Source organism: Geodermatophilus ruber (assembly GCF_900114385.1).
Lineage (GTDB): Bacteria > Actinomycetota > Actinomycetes > Mycobacteriales > Geodermatophilaceae > Geodermatophilus > Geodermatophilus ruber.
Window position 1 is genome coordinate 66,341 of the sequence record NZ_FOSW01000016.1, and the last position, 17,822, is coordinate 84,162.

Here is a 17,822-nt window from a genome sequence, read left to right on the forward strand (position 1 = left end):
GCCGCGGGTGGACGGCGACACGGGACCGGTGACCGAGCACACCGGCGTGCGGATCGCGCACGTCGAGCCCTCCCCCACCCGGCAGGTGCTGCAACGGGTCGCCGCCGCCGCGTTCGTCCTGCTCCTCACCGTGCTGATCGTCTACCTCGACCGGGACGGCTACCGGGACAACAACGGCGACGGGATCGACCTGCTCGACGCCTTCTACTACACGACCGTCACGCTCTCGACGACCGGCTACGGCGACATCGCCCCGGCCTCCGACAGTGCCCGGCTGATCAACACCCTGGTCATCACGCCCCTGCGCATCATCTTCCTGATCATCCTCATCGGAACGACCCTGGAGGCGCTCACCACGCGCACCCGGGAGGAGTTCCGCATCCGTCGCTGGAGGTCCCGCGTGCGCCAGCACGTCATCGTGTGCGGCTACGGCACCAAGGGGCGCAGCGCCATCCGCTCGCTGCAGGCCAACGGCACCCCGCTGGAGCAGATCGTCATCGTCGACCCGGATCCGCGGGCCATCGACGAGGCCAACTCCGTCGGGCTCACCGGCATCGTCGGCGACGCCGGGCGCACCGAGGTGCTCCGCCGGGCATCGGTCGAGCGGGCGCGGTCGGTGATCGTCGCGGCCAACCGGGACGACGCCTCGGTCCTCATCACGCTCACGGTGCGCCAGCTCAACCCCAGCGTGCCCATCACCACCAGCGTGCGCGAGGAGGAGAACGCCGCGCTGCTGCGCCAGTCCGGCGCCGACACGGTGATCACCACCTCGGCCACCTCCGGCCGGCTGCTGGGCCTGTCCACCGACAGCCCGCGGGTCGTCGCCACCGTCGAGGACCTGGTCACCGGCGGGCAGGGCCTGGACCTGCACCAGCGGCGGGTCACCGCCGGGGAGGTCGGGCTGAGCCCGCGGCAGCTGCGCGACATCGTCCTGAGCGTGACCCGCGGCGGGCGCACGCTGCTCTTCGACGACCCGCTGATCGGCACGCTGCAGGCCGAGGACGTGCTCGTGGTGGTGCGCGCCCACCCCGGCCCGCAGCCGGCCGGGACGCAGGCCGCGACCGCCTGAGGGTCAGCAGGTCCGGCAGACCCAGGTGCGGGTCGGCTCGTCCCGGCCCCGCAGCCGCACGACGCCGTCGGGTGCCCAGTGCTGCGCCTCCGCGGGATCGGCGGCCCGGACGGCGGCCTCGCTGGCCACCGCCCGGCCCGGGTGGTCCTTGGCCGGTCCGGTGAGCCGGGCGGCCTCGTTGACCGGGTCGCCGACCACCGTGTACTCCAGCCGGCTGGCCGCGCCGACCTGACCGGCCCACACCGGGCCGAAGGCCACCCCGATGCCGAGGTCGAGCTCGCCGGCCTCGCGGACGGCGGCGCTGATGCGACGGGCCGCCCGCAGCGCCGCCCCCGCCGGGTCGGGGTGCTCGGCGGGGGCGCCGAAGACGCACAGCGTGGCGTCGCCGGCGAACTTGTTGACCAGGCCACCCTCGTCCTCGACGGTCTCGACGACCACGGCGAAGAACCGGTTGAGCAGGCCGACCATCCGCTCCGGCCCGGTGCGCTGCACGAGGGACGTCGAGCCGGCGATGTCGACGAACAGCGCCGCGACCACCCGCTCCTCCCCGGCCAGGGAGACGCCCGTGGCCAGCGCCCGCTGGGCGACCGTCGTCCCTACGTGCCGGCCGAACAGGTCGCGCAGCCGCTCCCGCTCGGCGAGCCCGTCCACCATGCCGTTGACCCCCGCCTGCAGCAGCCCGATCTCGCCGGCGTCGTCGACGGTGACCCGCACGTCGTGGTCACCCCGTCCGACCCGCTGCACCGCCCGGCGCAGGTCCTGCAGGGGGACGCCGACCGCGCGCGCGGTCAGCAGCGTCGCGAACAGGCCGACCAGCAGCGCGACGATGATGAGGAAGACGACCGGCCCTTCCTCGGGCCCCTCGGGGTTGCTCGGGTCGAGGAACAGCAGGATCAAGCCCAGGAGGGGGACGCCGCTGGTCAGCCCCCAGCTGAGCAGCATGCGGGGGCGCACCCCGAGCCGGAGCGCACCGGTCGGCGGGTGTGCGGTGAGCGCCCGCGTGGTGACGCCCCGGGCGACCCGGCCGACGAGCAGGTAGGTGACGCCCGTGGTGACCACGCCGCCGAGCAGTGCGGCCAGCCCGACGCGCAGGCCCACGAGGGGGAACGGGGAGACGAAGGCCCCGACGATCCCGACGAGGAAGCCGCCACCCAGCCAGGTCGCCGCGGCGATCAACCCGATGTCCAGCGGCAGCCGCAGCGCGCGGCGGGCCTCCTCCGGCCTGGGCTGCCGCCCGACGCTGAGCCAGGCGGCGGTCGCGCGCTGGCGGCGCATCCCGGCGAACGCACCCAGCGGCAGCGCCACGGCGAGGTAGCCGGCCGCGGTGAGCACGATCGTCGCGCGGCCGCTGCTGCCCTGGGCATCGACGGAGAGCCCGAGCAGCAGCACCGCCACGGTGCCGACGCCGACCAGGTTGGCGGCCACGACCAGCAGCACGATGGCCGGCACGGCGATGCGCCCGCTGGGCGTCCACTCCAGCCGGGCGTCGTCCCGTGCGCGGGACGTCATGATCCCCCCAAAGAGGACGGAACCGTCCGGAATCGGTCACCGTCCGCACCGGCGGGCCGTCGCGGGGGGTGGGAGCGGGACGTCCGATGGGCCGCTCCGGGTGACGCCGGACCGCGGGACGGGTAACTCTGCAGGACTGCGCGCGCGACCCGAGGAGTTCCCGTGAGACACCCGACGCTCGTCGCCCCGACCGCGGTCCTGACGATCGTCCTCGCCGGCTGCGCCTCCGATGGGGGGAACCAGGCGGCATCCAGCTCCGAATCGAGCAGCGGAACGTCGGGCCCGACCAACGTGGCAGAGCTGACCGCGCCGCTGAACGACCCGGAGGGCACCCGGGTCGGCAACGCGATCTTCACCGACACCGTCAACGGCACGCAGGTCCGCGTCGAGGCCAGCGGTCTGCCACCGGGCTTCCACGGTATGCACCTGCACGAGGTCGGCGTCTGCGAACCGAACAGCGCCGACCCGAGCGACCCGTCCCAGACCGGGAACTTCCTCTCCGCGGGGCCGCACCTCGGCAGCGCGGACGGCCCCCACCCCCAGCACACGGGCGACCTACCGACCCTGGAGGTGAACGCCCGGGGCTTCGGCTCGACGTCCAGCCTGATGCGGGTGGAGAACCTCGAGGACCTGCTGAAGGGGGACGGCACGTCGCTGATCATCCACGCGGACCCGGACAACCTGGCCCACATCCCGCCGAGGTATCCCCCGGGCGGGCCGGACCAGGAGACCCAGAAGGCGGGTGACTCCGGCGCCCGGATCGCCTGCGGCGTGCTCGGGCACTGACCGGCGGGCGGCCGATCGGGAGGCGGGAGGTTTCCCTGATGCGACACGAGCGGGCAGGCCGTGTGTGACGGCGGTGGCCCCGAGGCCGCCCAGAGGTCGGCACCGCGCGCCGCGGGGGGCGCCGCCGTCGACCCGATCTCCCTCGAACCCGTCGACGAGCTCGTGGTGACCATGCTGATGGACAACACCTACGACGGGCTCATGGCCGACCTCGGGCCCGCGCGGCGCACCCCGATCGCCCGGCTGCCGACCGTGCCCGCACCGCAGTACGAGGAGCGGCGGACCTATCCCGGGCTCGTCGCGGAGCACGGGTTCTCCGCCCTGGTGACCGTCCGGCGCGGCGGCACCACGCACGTGCTGCTGTTCGACACGGGCATCTCCCCCGACGGCCTCGCCATCAACACGGAGCGGCTCGGGGTCGACGTCGGGACGATCGAGGCGGTCGTGCTCAGCCACGGTCACCTGGACCACGCCGGCGGCTTCGCCGGCCTGTCCCGGCTGCGCAGGGGCACCTCGCTCCCGCTGGCCGTGCACCCGCTGGTATGGACCCACCGCCGTTTCGCGATGCCGGGAGCGCCGGAATGGGTGCTGCCCACGCTGAGCCGCGCAGCGCTGGAGAGCGAGGGCTTCACCGTCGTCGAGCGCCGGCAACCGTCCCTGCTGCTCGACGACGCCGTGCTGATCACCGGCGAGGTGGACCGGACCACCGACTTCGAGCGCGGCCTGCCGTTCCACGAGGCCCGCAGCGACGGCAGCTGGGAACCCGACCCGCTGATCCTCGACGAGCAGGCCCTGGTCGTGCACGTGCGCGGCCGGGGACTGGTGGTGCTCACCGGGTGCGGCCACGCCGGCGCGGTGAACATCGCGCGGCACGCGCTGCGGCTCACCGGGACCGACCGGCTGCACGCGATGCTGGGCGGGTTCCACCTCACGGGGGCCGCGTTCGAGCCGATCATCGAGCCCACGGTTGCCGCGTTCACCGACCTGGCGCCCGACGTCCTCGTCCCGGCGCACTGCACCGGATGGAAGGCCCAGCACCGGTTCGCCGAGGCGCTGCCCGAGGCCTTCATACCCAACGCGGTGGGGACGGCGTACGCCTTCGCCGCCGCGCCGGGGTAGGTCTACCGTCGGATCCAGCGCTCCCGGAGAAACGAGGCCAGCGGTGAGCGAACCCCAGGATGCCCGCACCGGGATCCTCGACGAGGTGCTGCACCTGAGTGGCGGGTTCTCGGAGGCGGACCGGCCGTGGGTGCGCGAGGCCCTGTCCGGGCTGGTGCCGCACCTGTCCCGCTGGGATCCCGAGTCCATGCTCCTGGACGTGTCGGTCAAGCACCGGGACGGCAAGGAGCAGCAGGTCACGCTGCGCGCGGAGCTGCCCGGGTACCCGCCGCTGGTGGCCAAGGCCACCGAGAGGAACCTCGAGCGAGCCATGGCCGAGGCGAAGCGCCAGCTCATCCAGCAGATCGAGGACGAGAAGAAGAAGCGGGAACCGAAGAGCAACCGGCTGCTGCGGAAGAAGATGACCTGACCCGTCGGGTGCGCCCGGGGTGACTCGGCCAGGCCCGTCGGTCAGTTTGGGCAGCGGTCGGACGATCGTGAGCGGAAGCAAGACCGGGCACGCCTTCCACCGGATCGATTCGGATCGAAATCCGTATGTCAGGACGGTTTCACCGGTCGCCCATCTGCCTTAAGTGCCGCACCCTGGATCGGGTTCCGTCTCACTGGCCACAGACACTGTTGACTTCCGAACCTACGGCGCCATAGCGTTTTGGCATGTAGTCCGGATCACAGCCCGGCGCGGCTGCACAGATCAGGAACTCGATGACGTGGTGCCCGCCGGGCCGCGCGCGCCGGTCCGCTGCAGCAGTCACATGACGAACCCGCCCCGCCAGCATCGGGCTGGCGGGCGCGCCCCTCCCAGACCATGGAGACGCCCATGTTCCGTGTTCGCGGACCGCTGGCCATCACGGCCCTCGCGGTCACCCTCGCGGCCTGCAGCAGCTCGACCGCCTCGGGAGGGGGCGGCGGCGAGGAGGCGTCGGACGACCCCATCATCATCGGCGCCGCAGTCGCCGAGTCCGGCGGTTTCGAGCTCTACGACAACGCCCAGACCGCAGGCATGCAGTACGCGATCGACGAGATCAACGCCGCGGGTGGCATCGACGGCCGTGAGCTGCAGCTGATCACCGCGGACCACAAGAGCGACCCGACCCAGGTCGCCGCGGTCACTCAGGAGCTGCTCGACGAGGGGGCCGACATCATCGTCCCCACGGTGGACTACGACATGGGCGCTCCCGCCGTGCTCACCGCCCAGGCGGCCGGCAAGGTCTCCATCGGCGGTGCCGGAGCCACCGAGTTCGGCATGCAGGGCCTCGGCCCGCTGCACTTCAACGTCTTCCAGGCCACGCCGAGCGAGTCGGCCGCGCTGGCCCAGTTCGCCTTCGGGAGCCAGGGGCTGCGGGCTCCCTACCTGCTGGAGGACACCAGCATCCAGTACTCGAAGTCGCTGTGCGACGAGTTCCAGACGGCCTGGGAGGCGCTGGCCGGTGAGGGCACGATCACCGGCCGGGACACCTTCGACAACAGCGACCCGTCGGTGGCCAACCAGGTCAGCAACGTGCGGGGAGCCACCGGGACCGACTTCGTCGTCCTGTGCTCCTACCCGCCGGGCGGCCCGAGCGTGATCCGGCAGCTGCGCACCGCCGGCGTCGACCTGCCGATCTACGGCGGGGGCGCCTTCGACGGCACCTTCTGGGGCGATGCGGTGCCGGACCTGCAGAACTTCTTCCACGCCGCGATGGTCTCCTCGGGCGGCGACGACCCGAATCCCGACGTCAACGAGTTCCTCGAGAACGTGGAATACGAGGGTTCGCCGAGCTACGCGCTGTTCGGCTACATGAACATCCAGACGATCGCCTGGGGCATCGAGCAGGCCGGGACGGCGGAGGGCGCGGAGCTCGCCGCGGCGCTGGAGACCCTCGACGAGGAGGAGTTCCTGGTCGGGCCCACGAGCTACTCGGCCGACTGCCACGCCCCCGTCGAGCGGCCGGTGGCGATCATGACGGTCGAGGGCGGCACCGCCCGTCTCGTCGAGTACGTGTCCAACCCCGAGGTCTCCCGCGCGGCCTGCTGAGTACCCCTCGGCAGGCGGCTCGGCGACAACGACTCGCCACGGGAGCGACTCGGATGAGAAGTGGAGAGGTGACCGTGACGAGGAGCGGGCCGAACGCGGCCGCTCCCTCCCCCACAGGGGAGGGAGCGGCCCGGCTCGAGGCGCGGGGGGTGCACGTGCGGTTCGCCGGCGTGCACGCGCTCGACGACGTCCACCTGGCGGTGGAGCAGGGCGAGATCGTGGGGTTGATCGGACCGAACGGGGCCGGGAAGACCACGCTGGTCAACGCCCTGAGCGGGTTCCAGCGGCCCACGACCGGCCACGTGCTGCTCGACGGCGCGGACATCACCCGCTGGGCCGCCCACCGGCGTGCCCGGGCCGGTGTCGCGCGCACCTTCCAGAGCGTCCGGGCCTTCCGCGGGCTGACCGTGCGCGAGAACGTCGAGGCGGCGGCCCGGAGCGCCGGTGCGGCCGGCCGCGGGGCCGCCGCCCTGACCGGGGAGGTGCTCGATCTCGTCGGCCTCGGTCCCAGCGCGGGGTCGGTGGCCAGTGCGCTGTCCTACGGGCAGGAGCGCCGGCTCGGCATCGCCCGGGCGCTGGCCGGCCGGCCGCGCATCCTGCTGCTCGACGAGCCGGCCGCCGGGCTCAACGAGCAGGAGAGCGACGAGCTGCTGGAGATCCTCCGGGGCATCCGGGCCGACCACGGGTGCGGGCTCCTGGTGATCGAGCACGACATGCGGCTGATCATGCGGCTGTGCGACCGGCTGCACGTCCTGGACTACGGCCGCACGCTGGCCGCGGGACTGCCCGCCGAGGTCGCCCGGGACGCGCGCGTCCGCGAGGCCTACCTCGGCTCCAGCGTGACGAGGGTCGGCGCGGCAGGCGCCGGTGAGGAGGGCAGCCGTGCTGCGGGTTGAGGGTCTCGACGTCCAGTACGGGCGCATCCGGGCCGTGCGCGACGTCTCGCTGGAGGTGTCGCAGGGCGAGATCGTCGGCCTGCTCGGCCCGAACGGGGCCGGCAAGACCAGCACGCTCGGGGCCGTCTCCGGCCGGCTGCCCGTGGCCGGCGGCCGGGTGCTGCTGGAGGGTGAGCAGCTGGACGGACGCCCCGCGGAGGAGATCGTCCGGCGCGGGGTCTCCCTGGTCCCCGAGGGGCGCCACGTCTTCGCCACCCTCACGGTGGCGGAGAACCTGGCGATCGGCGCGACCGTGCGCAAGGACCGCGCGCAGGTGGCCGAGGACATCGAGCGGCAGCTCGAACGCTTCAGCGTGCTGCGCCGCTACTACCGGTCCAACGCGGGCAAGCTCTCCGGCGGGGAGCAGCAGCAGCTGGTGATCGCCCGGGCGCTGCTCAGCCGGCCGCGCCTGCTGCTGCTCGACGAGCCCTCGCTGGGCCTGTCCCCGCTGCTGGTCGACCTGGTCTTCGAGACCATCGAGCAGCTGCGTGCGGAGGGCCTGACGATCCTGCTGGTCGAGCAGAACGCAAGCCGCACGGTCGAGGTGGCCGACCGCTGCTATGTGCTGCGCGGGGGCGAGCTCGTCGCCCACGCCCCACGCGGCGATCTCTCCCCCGAGGAGCTCGGGGACATCTATCTCGGCGCCGGGGAGCGGTGATGACCACGGTTCTGCAGTTCGTCGTCGACGCGCTGACGGCGGGCAGCTTCTACGCCCTCTTCGCGCTCGGCATCGCCTTGATCTTCGGCATCATGCAGCTGGTCAACTTCGCGCACGGCGAGTTGATCATGGTCGGTGCGTACACGATCTTCCTGACCCAGGCCTGGCCGTGGCAGGCCACGCTGCTGATGGCGGTGGTCGCGGTGGCCGTGATGGCGCTGCTCATGGAGCGGGCGGCCTTCCGGCCGATCCGCGGCGCCAACCCGGCGACGTTGCTGATCACGTCCTTCGCGGTGAGCTTCCTGCTCCAGAACGTGGCGCAGATGATCTTCACGACCCTGCCGAAGTCGGCCGACGTCGTCCCGCTGTTCCGCTCCTCGGTCACCGTCGGCGGGCTCACCGTCGGCTGGCTGAGCGTCGTCACGATCCTGGCCACCGCGGTGCTGCTGGTCGCGCTGGCCCTGTTCATGACCCGGACCCGCGCCGGCGTGCAGATGCGTGCGGCCGCCGAGGACTTCGAGATGGCCCGGCTCTGCGGCGTCCGGAGCAACCGGGTGATCGCGAGCGCCTTCGCCATCGGCGGCCTCCTGGCCGGGGTCGGGGCGATCCTGCTGGTCGGCCAGACCGGGGGCATCTCCCTCGGCATCGGCCTCACCCCTGTGCTGTTCGGGTTCACCGCCGCGGCGATCGGTGGGCTGGGCAGCCTGCCCGGCGCCGTCGTCGGTGGCTACGTCCTGGGCGTGGCCACCGCGCTGCTGCAGCAGCTGCTGCCCTATGAACTGGCCGGCTACCGCGACGCCTTCCTCTTCGCCGGCGTCTTCGCGCTGATGGCTCTCCGTCCCGGCGGCCTGTTCCGCGTCGCCGCCCTGTCCCCGAGAGTGTGAGATGACCACCTCCACCCGGCCCTGGCTCCGCGCCGGCGTCCTGGCCGCCGTCCTGTGCGCCCTCGTCGCCCTGGCCACCCTGCTCGGCACGCTCGGCGGACCGCGCCTGGACCGCGCCACCGGAATCGCGTTGATCATGCTCATCGTGGTGGTGGGCCTGAAGATCTTCGTCGGCGACTCGGGGATCTTCTCCTTCGGGCACGTGGCCTTCATGGGCGTCGGCGCCTACACGACCGCGATCGTGATGATGGCGCCCGCGCAGCGCGCCTTCCAGCTGCCCGAGCTGCCCGGGTTCCTGGCCGACCTCGAGCTCTCCGCGTTCGAGGCAGCCCTGCTGTCCGGTGTGGTGGCCGCGGTGTTCGCCCTGCTGGTGAGCCTGCCGCTGATGCGGCTGTCCGGGCTGACCGCCAGCCTGGCCACCGTGGCGCTGCTCATCACCTGCCACTCGGTGCTGCAGAACGCCGATCGGTTCACCCGGGGCAGCGGTGGGCTGATCCTGATCGTCGAGCCGCCCGCCCTGCTCACCCTGCTGGTCTGCGCCTGCGTGACGATCGTCGCGGCGCTGGCCTTCCGGCAGTCCCGGATCGGCCTGCGGCTGGCCGCCTCCCGCGAGGACGAGGTCGCCGCCCGTGCGATCGGCGTCCGGGTCTGGTGGGAGCGTGGCATCGCCTTCGTGGTCAGCGCCTTCGTCCTCGGCGTCGCCGGGTCGCTGTTCGTCCGCTACGTCGGTTCGATCAACCCCGATTCGTTCTTCCTCTCCCTCACCTTCACTGCGATCGCCATGCTGGTGGTCGGAGGGCTGACGAGCGTCTCCGGTGCGGTGATCGGCACCATCGTCGTCTCCGTCGCGCTGGAGGTGCTGCGCGTGATCGAGAGCGGTGTGACGATCGGCGGGCTGGAGATCCCCTCCCGGTCGGGTCTGGCGTCGGTGGGTCTGGCGCTCGTGCTGCTCGGCGTCCTCCTGCTCCGCCCGGCGGGGATCACCGGCGGCCGCGAGCTGTCCGAGCTCGTCCCGCGCCGTTCCCGCCGGGCGGAGCAGCGTCCGGCCGAACCTGACGCCCGTACCGGTCCTCCGCCCGTGCCGGTCGGCGCCGTCGAGGAGTGATGAGGAACTGACGTCGGGCCGGCGGCGATCGCACGGGGACGCCCGCCGATCGCAACCGGTCAGGAGGCGTCGTGCAGGACGAGGCCGAGGGCGTGCCGGCGCCCCGAGCGGACGGGGCTGACCCCGTGGCGGACGGGTGCCGCCGACCAGCCGCGGGGGGCGCGGACGGGGCGGTCCCGGGTGGTGAAGACCAGCGCCTGCCCCTGGCCGAGCTTCAGCCGCCGGATCGGTCCGTGGACGGCCGGCCCGGCAGGGAGCGTCCGAGTACCAGTGCACCCACCCCGGCGAGCACGACCGCGAGCAGGGCGATCCGCAGGCTGGTCGCATCCGCCAGGGCGCCGATCAGCGGCGGGGAGACGAGGAAGCCGATCCGCAGCAGCCAGTTGATCACTGCCAGCCCCAGCCCGTGCGGCAACCCGGGCAGCTCGTCGGCGGCCTGGTAGACGGCCGGGATCAGGGTGGCGACGCCGAGACCGGCCAGGGCGAACCCGGCCAGCGTGGTGGGCACCGACGGCAGCGCCAGGGCCAGACCCATGCCCGCAGCGGTGAGCGCACCACCGGCCCGGGCCACCCGGCGCCGGCCGAACCGGTCGACGACGCGGTCGCCGGTCAGCCGCCCGACGGTCATCGCCACCGACAGCGCGACGAAGCCCAGCCCCGCGGTAGCGGCCCCGGCGTCCAGCTCGGTGCGCAGGTAGAGCGCGCTCCACGATGCGCCGGCGTCCTCGACGAAGGCGCCGCACGCGGCGAGCACGCCGAGCACCGCGAGCGCCGGGACGGCGGCCCGCCGGCGCGGGCGCTCCCGCGGATGGTCCTCGGCGGCCGGCTCCGGTTCGTCCCCGCCGGGCAGCATCGCCCGGGAGATGACCAGCGCGACGGCGCCGAAGACGACCGCCGTGCCGGCGAGGTGCGCACCCAGCGGCACGCCCAGCCCTGCCGCGGCCGAGCCGAGCAGCCCGCCCGCGACCGCGCCGATGCTCCAGACGCCGTGGAAGGCGTTGAGGATCGAGCGCTGGTAGAGCCGCTGCACGCGCAGCCCGTGCGCGTTCTGCGCGACGTCGACGATCGCGTCCAGCGCGCCGATGACCAGCAGCGCCGCGGCGAGGCCGAGCCAGTTGGGCGCCACCGACACCGTCCAGACGGTGACGCCGAGGGCCACCAGGCCGTAGGAGGCGACCCGGCCGGAGCCGAACCGGCGGATGAACGCCGCCGACGACAGGCCGGCCAGCAGCGCGCCCAGCGGCAGGGCCGCCAGCGCCGCGCCCAGGGCGGTGCTGCTCAGCCCCAGCTGGGCCTTCACCTCCGGCAGCCGCGGCACGAGGCTGGCGTAGAACACGGCGTTGAGGAAGAAGCAGCCGGCGACGGCGACGCGGGCACGGCGCAGGCGCGCGGCATCGGTGTCGGTGGAGGCGGCCACGGGGTCCTCGGGGCGGTGTCAGCCGGCGAGCCGGTGGAGGGCGGAGCGGATCTGGTCGGCGGTCATCGGACCGGTGGACAGGGCGCTGTGCAGGACCAGCCCCTCCACCAGCGCGTCGACCTCCCGCGCGGTGACAGGGTCGAGGTGGCGCTCCAGGCTGCGGCGGCTGCGGGACATCCAGTCCTGGGTGACCGCGCGCAGGGCCGGATTGCGGGCCGCGGCGACGTAGAGCTCGACGGCGAGCACCAGGTCGCGCTGGGAGCCGAGCAGGTCGCCGGTGAGGTGTTCGACCAGCGACTCGAGCGCCGCCGCCCGGTCCGGTGCGGCGCGCATCCGCTCGTCGAAGCGGGCCGCGACGGTGTCGACGTGCCGGGTGAACGCCGCGGCGAGCAGGTCGGTCAGCGAGCCGAAGTGGTAGGTCAGCGACCCCAGCGGGACGTCGGCCGCGCGGGCGATCGCCCGGTGCGTGGCGGCGGCGACGCCCTGCTCGGCGACGACGTCGAGCGTGGTGTCCACCAGCCGGTCGCGCCGGCCGGGGTCGTACCGACGGGCTCGCCGTGCCGGGGCGGGGGTGGCGCTCACCGGCCGGGCCCGTGCAGGGTGCGGACGGCGCGGGCCGGGTTGCCCACGGCGACCACGTCGGCCGGCAGGTCCCGGGTGACCACCACGCCGGCGCCGACGACGGTGTTCTCCCCGATCGTCACGCCAGGCAGCACGATCGCCCCGCCGCCGAGCCAGACGTTGCCGCCGATGGTGATCGGCGCGACGTCGAGGGCGACGAGCCCGAAGTTCGCGAAGCAGCGGGGCGGGGCCCGTCCGCCTCGGGCCGGAAGCTCATAAGAACGAGCGTACACAGCGGTTGCCGCCGGTCGCCTGTTCCGCGCCGGCTCGTCGGACCGGCGCCTGCCTCGCTACCGCCGGTCCGCTGCTCCGCCGGCTGACACGGCGGCAACAGGGTGAAGACGCGCGTAGGGCCCCGTCGGCCGACCGGGCCCTACGTGGTGGAACTGGGGGTTCTCCCCGAAATGACACCCTGCAGGTCAGGACGTCGCGGACGATCGTCCTCGACGCGCTGTCACATCACGGTGGCGATGTGTTCACACGGTCGCGGCTCGGGTGATGGTCCGAGGGGCGGTTCAGGCAGCTGGATGGCGCGCAGGGCGCTCAACGCCGCCGGCCACCCCTTCTTCCGCCCCAGCCGGGTCCACCGGTCGTCGCCGTCCCTCGCCGCCCATGGTCAGGCCTGAGCCGTGGCGGCGCGGCTACCGATCGTGTCGAGTGCCTCCAGCAAGTACCGCCGGAAAAGTTCATGGTTCTCGCTCATCGGGAAGTGGCCGATGTTCTCCATCTCGATGAACTCGGCGTTCTTGATCTTACTCGCGGTCCGGCGGCCGTCCTCCGGCGTCGTCAGGTAGTCGTAGCTCCCGGTGAGCATCACGACCGGGCACCGGTCTCCGTCGATCTGGTCGAGCTTGCCCCGCAGATCGTGGTCGACCGAGTAGAAGTACAGGTCTCCCTTGAACGCCTCCGAACCCTGGGTGTAGTAGAACCAGGTCTTCCAGCGGTCGGCTTCCGGGGACTGTGGTGCCATGAGGTCCCACACGCCGCTCGCACACACCTGCGCAGCGTTCGCGTGCGGGTGCTGCCACCAGTCCAGGTAGAAGCCCGGCGAGTAGTCGGCACCCTCGACGGGGATCACGGCCCGGAAGCGGTCCGGGTAGCGCAGTGCCAGCTGGAGCGCCACGTTGCCGCCGAACGATGAGCCCATGAAGATCGGCTGCTCGAGGTCCAGCTCGTCGCACAGCGCGACGATGAACTTCGTGTAGTGGTCGGCGGTGAGCCGGTACTCCTCCTTCCACCACTCCTCGTTCTCGGGCGGGTCGGACTTCCCGTGCCGGGGCAGGTCGTAGGCGATGACTCGGTGGTTGCTGGTGATCTCCTCGTCCTCCAGCAGTCCGCGCCACTGGTGGTTGTGGCAGCCCGCGGTGTGCTGGCACACCAGCGGCTGACCGGTTCCGTTCTCGAGGTAGAAGACCTTGTACTGGACGTCATCCACGTCGACGGTCACGTAGTGGCCGGTGACGGGCGAGATGCGTGGCATTACGTGCTCCAGACTTAGACAGGGACGCCCACGGAGCGCAGGAGTTCGATCTGGCGGGTGATGCAGCGGAGGTTCTGCATCAGGACGAGGACATCGCCCTCCAGCTTCATGTCCCGGCGGAAGGTGGCCGCCCAGATGCCGTGGAACATGGGCGGGGGAATCGCGGTGCCGAACCCTCGCCAGGTATCCACGCCCGCCCGGATGAGGAACTGGTAGCCGACGTCCAGCGGCCCGGGATCCACCGCGAGCTCGGCCACCCTGCCCGACACCATCCGGACCACGAAGTGGTGGTCGGTCATGTCGAGCAGGTAGGTGCAGGTGAAGTACTTCCCGTGGGCCTGGATCTCGGGGTCGTTGTCCGAGGCATCGGTGAACGAGCGGACCCACTCCTCGACAGGGACAGTGGGTGCATCTGCAGTGGCGGTCACTGAGGATCTCCTCGCCTGGCTGGTTCCGGTGCAGGCGCGAGGTGAGGACGCCGGCGGCACTGCGGCGCCCGGACGCGGCGACTGCTTGGAGAAGGGCTCCCTGCGGCACCTGTCGCGGCGGCCTCTCGCAGAGAGGATGCATCGGTCCTGCCAGGCGGCAAGCTCTCCACCGTGTCCGGCTGGTGCCGCGGACGTAAGGGTGCATGAACCGTCTCGGGTTCTGGCGAGGGACAACTGGCCAGCGACCCGTGGGAGTAGAGCGGCGGCTCTCGCATCGCGACCTCGATCCGGCCGTATCCTCGCGACGCTACTCCCGCCGCCCCCGCGGAGCACCGCGGACAGCAGCGTTCAGGCCGCCCCGGGCCCGGGCTCATCGACGACCCGGTACGTCCGTCAAGGGCGCCGAGCGTCACGTCCGGACGGCTGGGACGGCCACTACCTCGACGGCTGACGCGAGCGCCCACACCAGCCACCGATGAGCCCGGACACACGTAGGGCCCGGTCGTCCGACCGGGCCCTACGTGGTGGAACGGGGGTTCACCTGCGGACTCTCCCCGAGCGCCGGATTCGGGGAAACGAATCCAGGTTCTCGGGGAGAACCCCGTGGTGGAGGTGGCGGGAATCGAACCCGCGTCCTCCGACGCCTGACCAGGGCTTCTCCGAGCGCAGTCCGCTGCGTCTCTGCTTGACCCCACCGATCTCACGAACGAGTCGGTGTGACGGGCCCAGTCGCTGTGCGGTGTCCCGTGCGGATCCGCGACCGATCCGCACGGTGAGTCATCTAGCTGATGCCAGGATCCGGGCCGATGACGAACCCGGGCTGACAGACTCACTCCTGCTGCTTAGGCAGCGAGAGCGAAGTCGCGCTGACTGGAGTCGGCGCTTGTGTTGTTTGCAACGCGTGGTTAACGAGCTCATCGTTGCCTTCCTCGGCTCGCTTCCCCTGGTCACACGACCGAAGTCGAGACCATTCACCCCCTGTGTAGTTGTACGAAGACTCTAACGGCTCCGGCAACGCGGTTGTTCCCCCCGCGCACCGGTCCCGCCCGGCCCCGTCGATCACGGGGTCGTTGCCGCGGGACGCGCTCGGCGCCGCACGTGGGCGGGCGACGAGCCCATGATCAACGCCAGGAGGGCGCTACGCCGGGAGCTCCGCGGGCGGGACGCCGGTGTTCATCACCTCGAGGATCGTGTGCGCGTCGAGGTGCCGACCGGTGAGCCGCGCGCAGATGCGGCCGTCGTAGAACACCACGACCTCGTCGCAGACCGCGGCGAGCTCCCGCGGGTCGGAGGAGGCGACGATCTGCACCGCGCCGCGGTCGGAGAGCCCGCGCAGGAGGTTGTAGATCTCGGCCTTGGCGCCGACGTCGATCCCGCGGGTCGGGTCGTCCAGCAGCAGCACCGATGGCTCGGCCTCCAGCCACTTGGCGAACACGACCTTCTGCTGGTTGCCGCCGGAGAGCGCGCCGACCTCCTGGTCGACCGACGGCGTCTTGATGCCCAGCCGGGCCACGTGCTCGCGGGCCCGCTCCCGCAGCCGGCCGGCCCGGACGAAGGACCCGTCGCGGCGCAGCGCCACGGAGCCGACCTGGCCGACGTTGTCCCAGATCGGCTTGTCGAGCATGACCCCGAACCGCTTGCGGTCGCCGGAGACGATGGCGACGCCCTGGCTGATGGCGCCGCGGATGCCCCCCTTGAGCGGCGCGCCGTCGGGCAGGACCACGCGGCCGGCGTCCGGCCGGAGAACCCCCGCCGCGACGCTGAGCACGGCCCGGTGACCGGAGCCGGCCACGCCGGCCAGGCCGACGACCCGGCCGCACGGGACGGCGAGGTCGACCTCCCGCAGCTGACCGCGCACGGTGACCCGCTCCAGCCGCAGCGCCGGCGCCGACGGGTCGACCGCCACCGCACCGGTGTGGGAGCGCTCCTCGACGATCGCGGCCACCTTGTCGCCGAGCATGTGCGCGACGATCCGGTCGACGGTCAACGAGCTCGCCGGCGCCGCGGGCACGGCCACCCGGCCATCGCGCATGATCGTGACCTCGTCGCAGACCGCCAGCACGTCCTCCAGGTGGTGGGAGACGTAGACGACGGCGACGCCCCGCGCCCGCAGCCGGCGCACCACGTCGTGCAGCCGGTCGGTCGCCTCCGCGTGCAGCGCCGAGGTGGGCTCGTCGAGGATCAGCACGCGGGGGTCGGTGACCAGCGCGCGGGCGATCTCCAGCAGCTGGCGCTGGTCGAGCGGCAGGTGCTCGACCGGCTCGTCGAGCGCGACGGCCAGCCCGAGTTCGTCGAGCACCGGCCGGGCCCGCTCGGCCATCTGCCGGCGGTCCACCAGCGGCCCCCGGCGCGATTCCCGCATGGGGAACAGGTTGGAGAGCACGTCGAGGTCGGGGAACAGGCTGAGCTCCTGCGACACCACCGCGACGCCCTCGTCGACGGCATCCGCGGTGGAGCGCAGCCGCAGCTCCCGGCCGTCGAGGCGCAGGACACCCGCATCGGGATCGACGGCGCCGACCAGCACCTTGACCAGCGTCGACTTGCCCGCGCCGTTCTCCCCCAGCAGCGCGTGCACGGTCCCCGGCCGGACGGTGAGGTCGACACCGGCCAGAGCGACGACCCCGCCGTACGCCTTGCGGATGTCCTGCGCCTCCAGCACGGCTAGTTCGCCTCCGCCAGGTCGCGCAGCGGCGGGTTGGCGAGCTGCTCCTCGACGAGGTCGGCGTAGTACTCCATCTTCGCCTCGGTCGACTCCTGCCGGGCCTGGATGTCGGCGACGTTCTCCTGCGTCACCAGCTCCGCGGTGCTCACCCACCAGCCCTCGAACATCTCGCGCTCGCCGAGGGCGGACTCGATGAGGAGCCGGGTCGCCAGGTAGCCCTTGAGGAAGTGCTGCGGGTCGGCCGCGGCGAAGTTCGTGCCGTCGGCGACAGCCTCCACGCCGGCCTGGTTGAGGTCGAACGCACCGGTCAGGAAGCGGCCACCGTTGTCCCGGTTGATCCTCGCCAGCGAGGCGAGGGCGGCGTCACCGGAGTCGAGGAACACCGAGGCCCCGCTGTTGGCCTGCACCAGGTTGTTCCAGGCGCTGAAGTTCGACGTCGGGTCCGGGGCGCTGGCCACCGGGCCGACGACCTCGAAGCCGGGCAGGTTCTCCTCGAACGCCTGCTTCATGCCGAGGGCCCGGTTGTCCAGCGGGGGGATGCCGGGGATGGGGCTGGCGACGACGGCCGACCCCTCCACGGTCCCCGCCTCCTGCAGCCGGCGGATCGCCTCCTCGGCCAGCATCGCGCCCGCGGCGACGTTGTCGTTGCCGATGTAGGAGGTGACGTTCGACCCCGGCAGGGGCGGGGTGTCCACGGACATGACCGGGATCCCCTGGTCCACCGCGCGGGCCTGGGCGCGGACGAGCAGGTCCGGCGTCAAGGTCTGCACCGCGATGCCGTCGGTGGCCGTGCGCATCGCGTCCTCGAACATCTTGACCTGCGCCGGGCCGTCGAGGCTCGTCGGCGCGATGACCTGGACGTCGACGCCGAACTCCTCACCGGCCGCCTCGGCGCCGGCCATCATCTCCTGGGTGAAGTTCTGGCTGCCGTCGGAGCCGATGAACGCGATGTTCAGGTCCTCGGCGGCGACGTCGCCACCGGCTGCCGCAGCGCTGCCGCCGTCGTCGTTGCTGCCGCACGCGGCGAGCAGCACGACCATGGCGCCGGCGACCAGGGCGCGGGGGGCCCGCGCCGTCGGACCGGTGCGTCCGGTCCCCGAACGTGTGCGCACGATGTTCCTCCTGGGGGGTGGTG

Annotated in this window: 18 protein-coding genes and 1 other RNA gene; 9 read left to right on the plus strand and 10 right to left on the minus strand. The window is 72.5% G+C overall.

The window, feature by feature from the left end; all coding sequences use genetic code 11:
• Positions 1-7 precede the first annotated feature (7 nt).
• Positions 8-1,069, plus strand: a complete 1,062-nt coding sequence (locus BMZ50_RS20630) for a potassium channel family protein (RefSeq protein ID WP_091329004.1) — start codon at positions 8-10, stop codon at positions 1,067-1,069.
• Positions 1,070-1,072: 3 nt separating this feature from the next.
• On the opposite strand, the gene BMZ50_RS20635 is transcribed toward BMZ50_RS20630, so the two are convergent.
• Positions 1,073-2,578: an adenylate/guanylate cyclase domain-containing protein gene (locus BMZ50_RS20635; protein WP_091329006.1), complete on the minus strand. Its 1,506-nt coding sequence runs from the start codon at positions 2,576-2,578 to the stop codon at positions 1,073-1,075.
• A 162-nt stretch (positions 2,579-2,740) separates the two neighbouring features.
• On the opposite strand from BMZ50_RS20635, the gene BMZ50_RS20640 reads away from it, so the two are divergent.
• The 8 genes from BMZ50_RS20640 (at position 2,741) to BMZ50_RS20675 (ending at position 10,079) form a co-directional block, all read left to right on the plus strand.
• Entirely contained in the window at positions 2,741-3,364 is a 624-nt protein-coding gene (locus tag BMZ50_RS20640) for a superoxide dismutase family protein (protein ID WP_091329008.1), read from the plus strand.
• A gap of 171 nt (positions 3,365-3,535) precedes the next feature.
• Positions 3,536-4,483, plus strand: coding sequence for an MBL fold metallo-hydrolase (locus tag BMZ50_RS20645; RefSeq protein WP_091329085.1), 948 nt, complete (start codon positions 3,536-3,538; stop codon positions 4,481-4,483).
• 43 nt (positions 4,484-4,526) lie between these two features.
• Positions 4,527-4,892, plus strand: a complete 366-nt coding sequence (locus BMZ50_RS20650) for a hypothetical protein (RefSeq protein WP_218146365.1) — start codon at positions 4,527-4,529, stop codon at positions 4,890-4,892.
• 408 nt (positions 4,893-5,300) lie between these two features.
• Entirely contained in the window at positions 5,301-6,497 is a 1,197-nt protein-coding gene (locus BMZ50_RS20655) for an ABC transporter substrate-binding protein (RefSeq protein ID WP_177212912.1), read from the plus strand.
• A gap of 68 nt (positions 6,498-6,565) precedes the next feature.
• Positions 6,566-7,393 (plus strand): ABC transporter ATP-binding protein, encoded by an 828-nt coding sequence (locus BMZ50_RS20660; protein ID WP_218146366.1) that lies wholly within the window; start codon positions 6,566-6,568, stop codon positions 7,391-7,393.
• Positions 7,380-8,090 carry an ABC transporter ATP-binding protein gene (locus BMZ50_RS20665; RefSeq protein WP_218146367.1) on the plus strand — a complete coding sequence of 237 codons (711 nt, stop codon included), beginning with the start codon at positions 7,380-7,382 and terminating at the stop codon, positions 8,088-8,090. Before BMZ50_RS20660 ends, BMZ50_RS20665 begins: the two co-directional genes overlap by 14 nt.
• Positions 8,090-8,974: a branched-chain amino acid ABC transporter permease gene (locus tag BMZ50_RS20670; protein WP_091329089.1), complete on the plus strand. Its 885-nt coding sequence runs from the start codon at positions 8,090-8,092 to the stop codon at positions 8,972-8,974. Before BMZ50_RS20665 ends, BMZ50_RS20670 begins: the two co-directional genes overlap by 1 nt.
• A gap of 1 nt (position 8,975) precedes the next feature.
• The gene (locus BMZ50_RS20675; RefSeq protein WP_091329017.1) at positions 8,976-10,079 is read left to right on the plus strand and encodes a branched-chain amino acid ABC transporter permease; all 1,104 of its coding nucleotides are present in this window, start codon (positions 8,976-8,978) and stop codon (positions 10,077-10,079) included.
• A 59-nt stretch (positions 10,080-10,138) separates the two neighbouring features.
• Here the strand turns inward: BMZ50_RS20675 and BMZ50_RS25330 are convergent, their stop codons facing one another.
• The 9 genes from BMZ50_RS25330 to BMZ50_RS20720 all read right to left on the minus strand — a co-directional run bounded on the left by BMZ50_RS25330 (position 10,139) and on the right by BMZ50_RS20720 (position 17,799).
• Positions 10,139-10,306: a 2OG-Fe(II) oxygenase gene (locus BMZ50_RS25330; RefSeq protein ID WP_091329091.1), complete on the minus strand. Its 168-nt coding sequence runs from the start codon at positions 10,304-10,306 to the stop codon at positions 10,139-10,141.
• Positions 10,294-11,496, minus strand: a complete 1,203-nt coding sequence (locus BMZ50_RS20685; protein WP_091329020.1) for an MFS transporter — start codon at positions 11,494-11,496, stop codon at positions 10,294-10,296. The genes BMZ50_RS25330 and BMZ50_RS20685 overlap by 13 nt, the downstream gene beginning before the upstream one ends.
• 18 nt (positions 11,497-11,514) lie before the next feature.
• Entirely contained in the window at positions 11,515-12,078 is a 564-nt protein-coding gene (locus BMZ50_RS20690; RefSeq protein WP_091329022.1) for a TetR/AcrR family transcriptional regulator, read from the minus strand.
• Positions 12,075-12,350: a DapH/DapD/GlmU-related protein gene (locus BMZ50_RS20695; RefSeq protein ID WP_281245452.1), complete on the minus strand. Its 276-nt coding sequence runs from the start codon at positions 12,348-12,350 to the stop codon at positions 12,075-12,077. The genes BMZ50_RS20690 and BMZ50_RS20695 overlap by 4 nt, the downstream gene beginning before the upstream one ends.
• 383 nt (positions 12,351-12,733) lie before the next feature.
• Positions 12,734-13,597: an alpha/beta fold hydrolase gene (locus BMZ50_RS20700; protein ID WP_091329024.1), complete on the minus strand. Its 864-nt coding sequence runs from the start codon at positions 13,595-13,597 to the stop codon at positions 12,734-12,736.
• 14 nt (positions 13,598-13,611) lie between these two features.
• A complete protein-coding gene (locus BMZ50_RS20705; protein ID WP_091329026.1) occupies positions 13,612-14,025 on the minus strand; it encodes a hypothetical protein in 414 nt (137 codons plus the stop codon).
• Positions 14,026-14,629: 604 nt separating this feature from the next.
• Positions 14,630-15,004, minus strand: a transfer-messenger RNA (tmRNA) gene (gene ssrA, locus BMZ50_RS20710).
• 159 nt (positions 15,005-15,163) lie between these two features.
• Positions 15,164-16,684, minus strand: a complete 1,521-nt coding sequence (locus BMZ50_RS20715) for a sugar ABC transporter ATP-binding protein (protein ID WP_091329028.1) — start codon at positions 16,682-16,684, stop codon at positions 15,164-15,166.
• Between the two features lie 2 nt (positions 16,685-16,686).
• A complete protein-coding gene (locus BMZ50_RS20720) occupies positions 16,687-17,799 on the minus strand; it encodes a sugar ABC transporter substrate-binding protein (RefSeq protein ID WP_091329030.1) in 1,113 nt (370 codons plus the stop codon).
• Positions 17,800-17,822 lie beyond the last annotated feature (23 nt).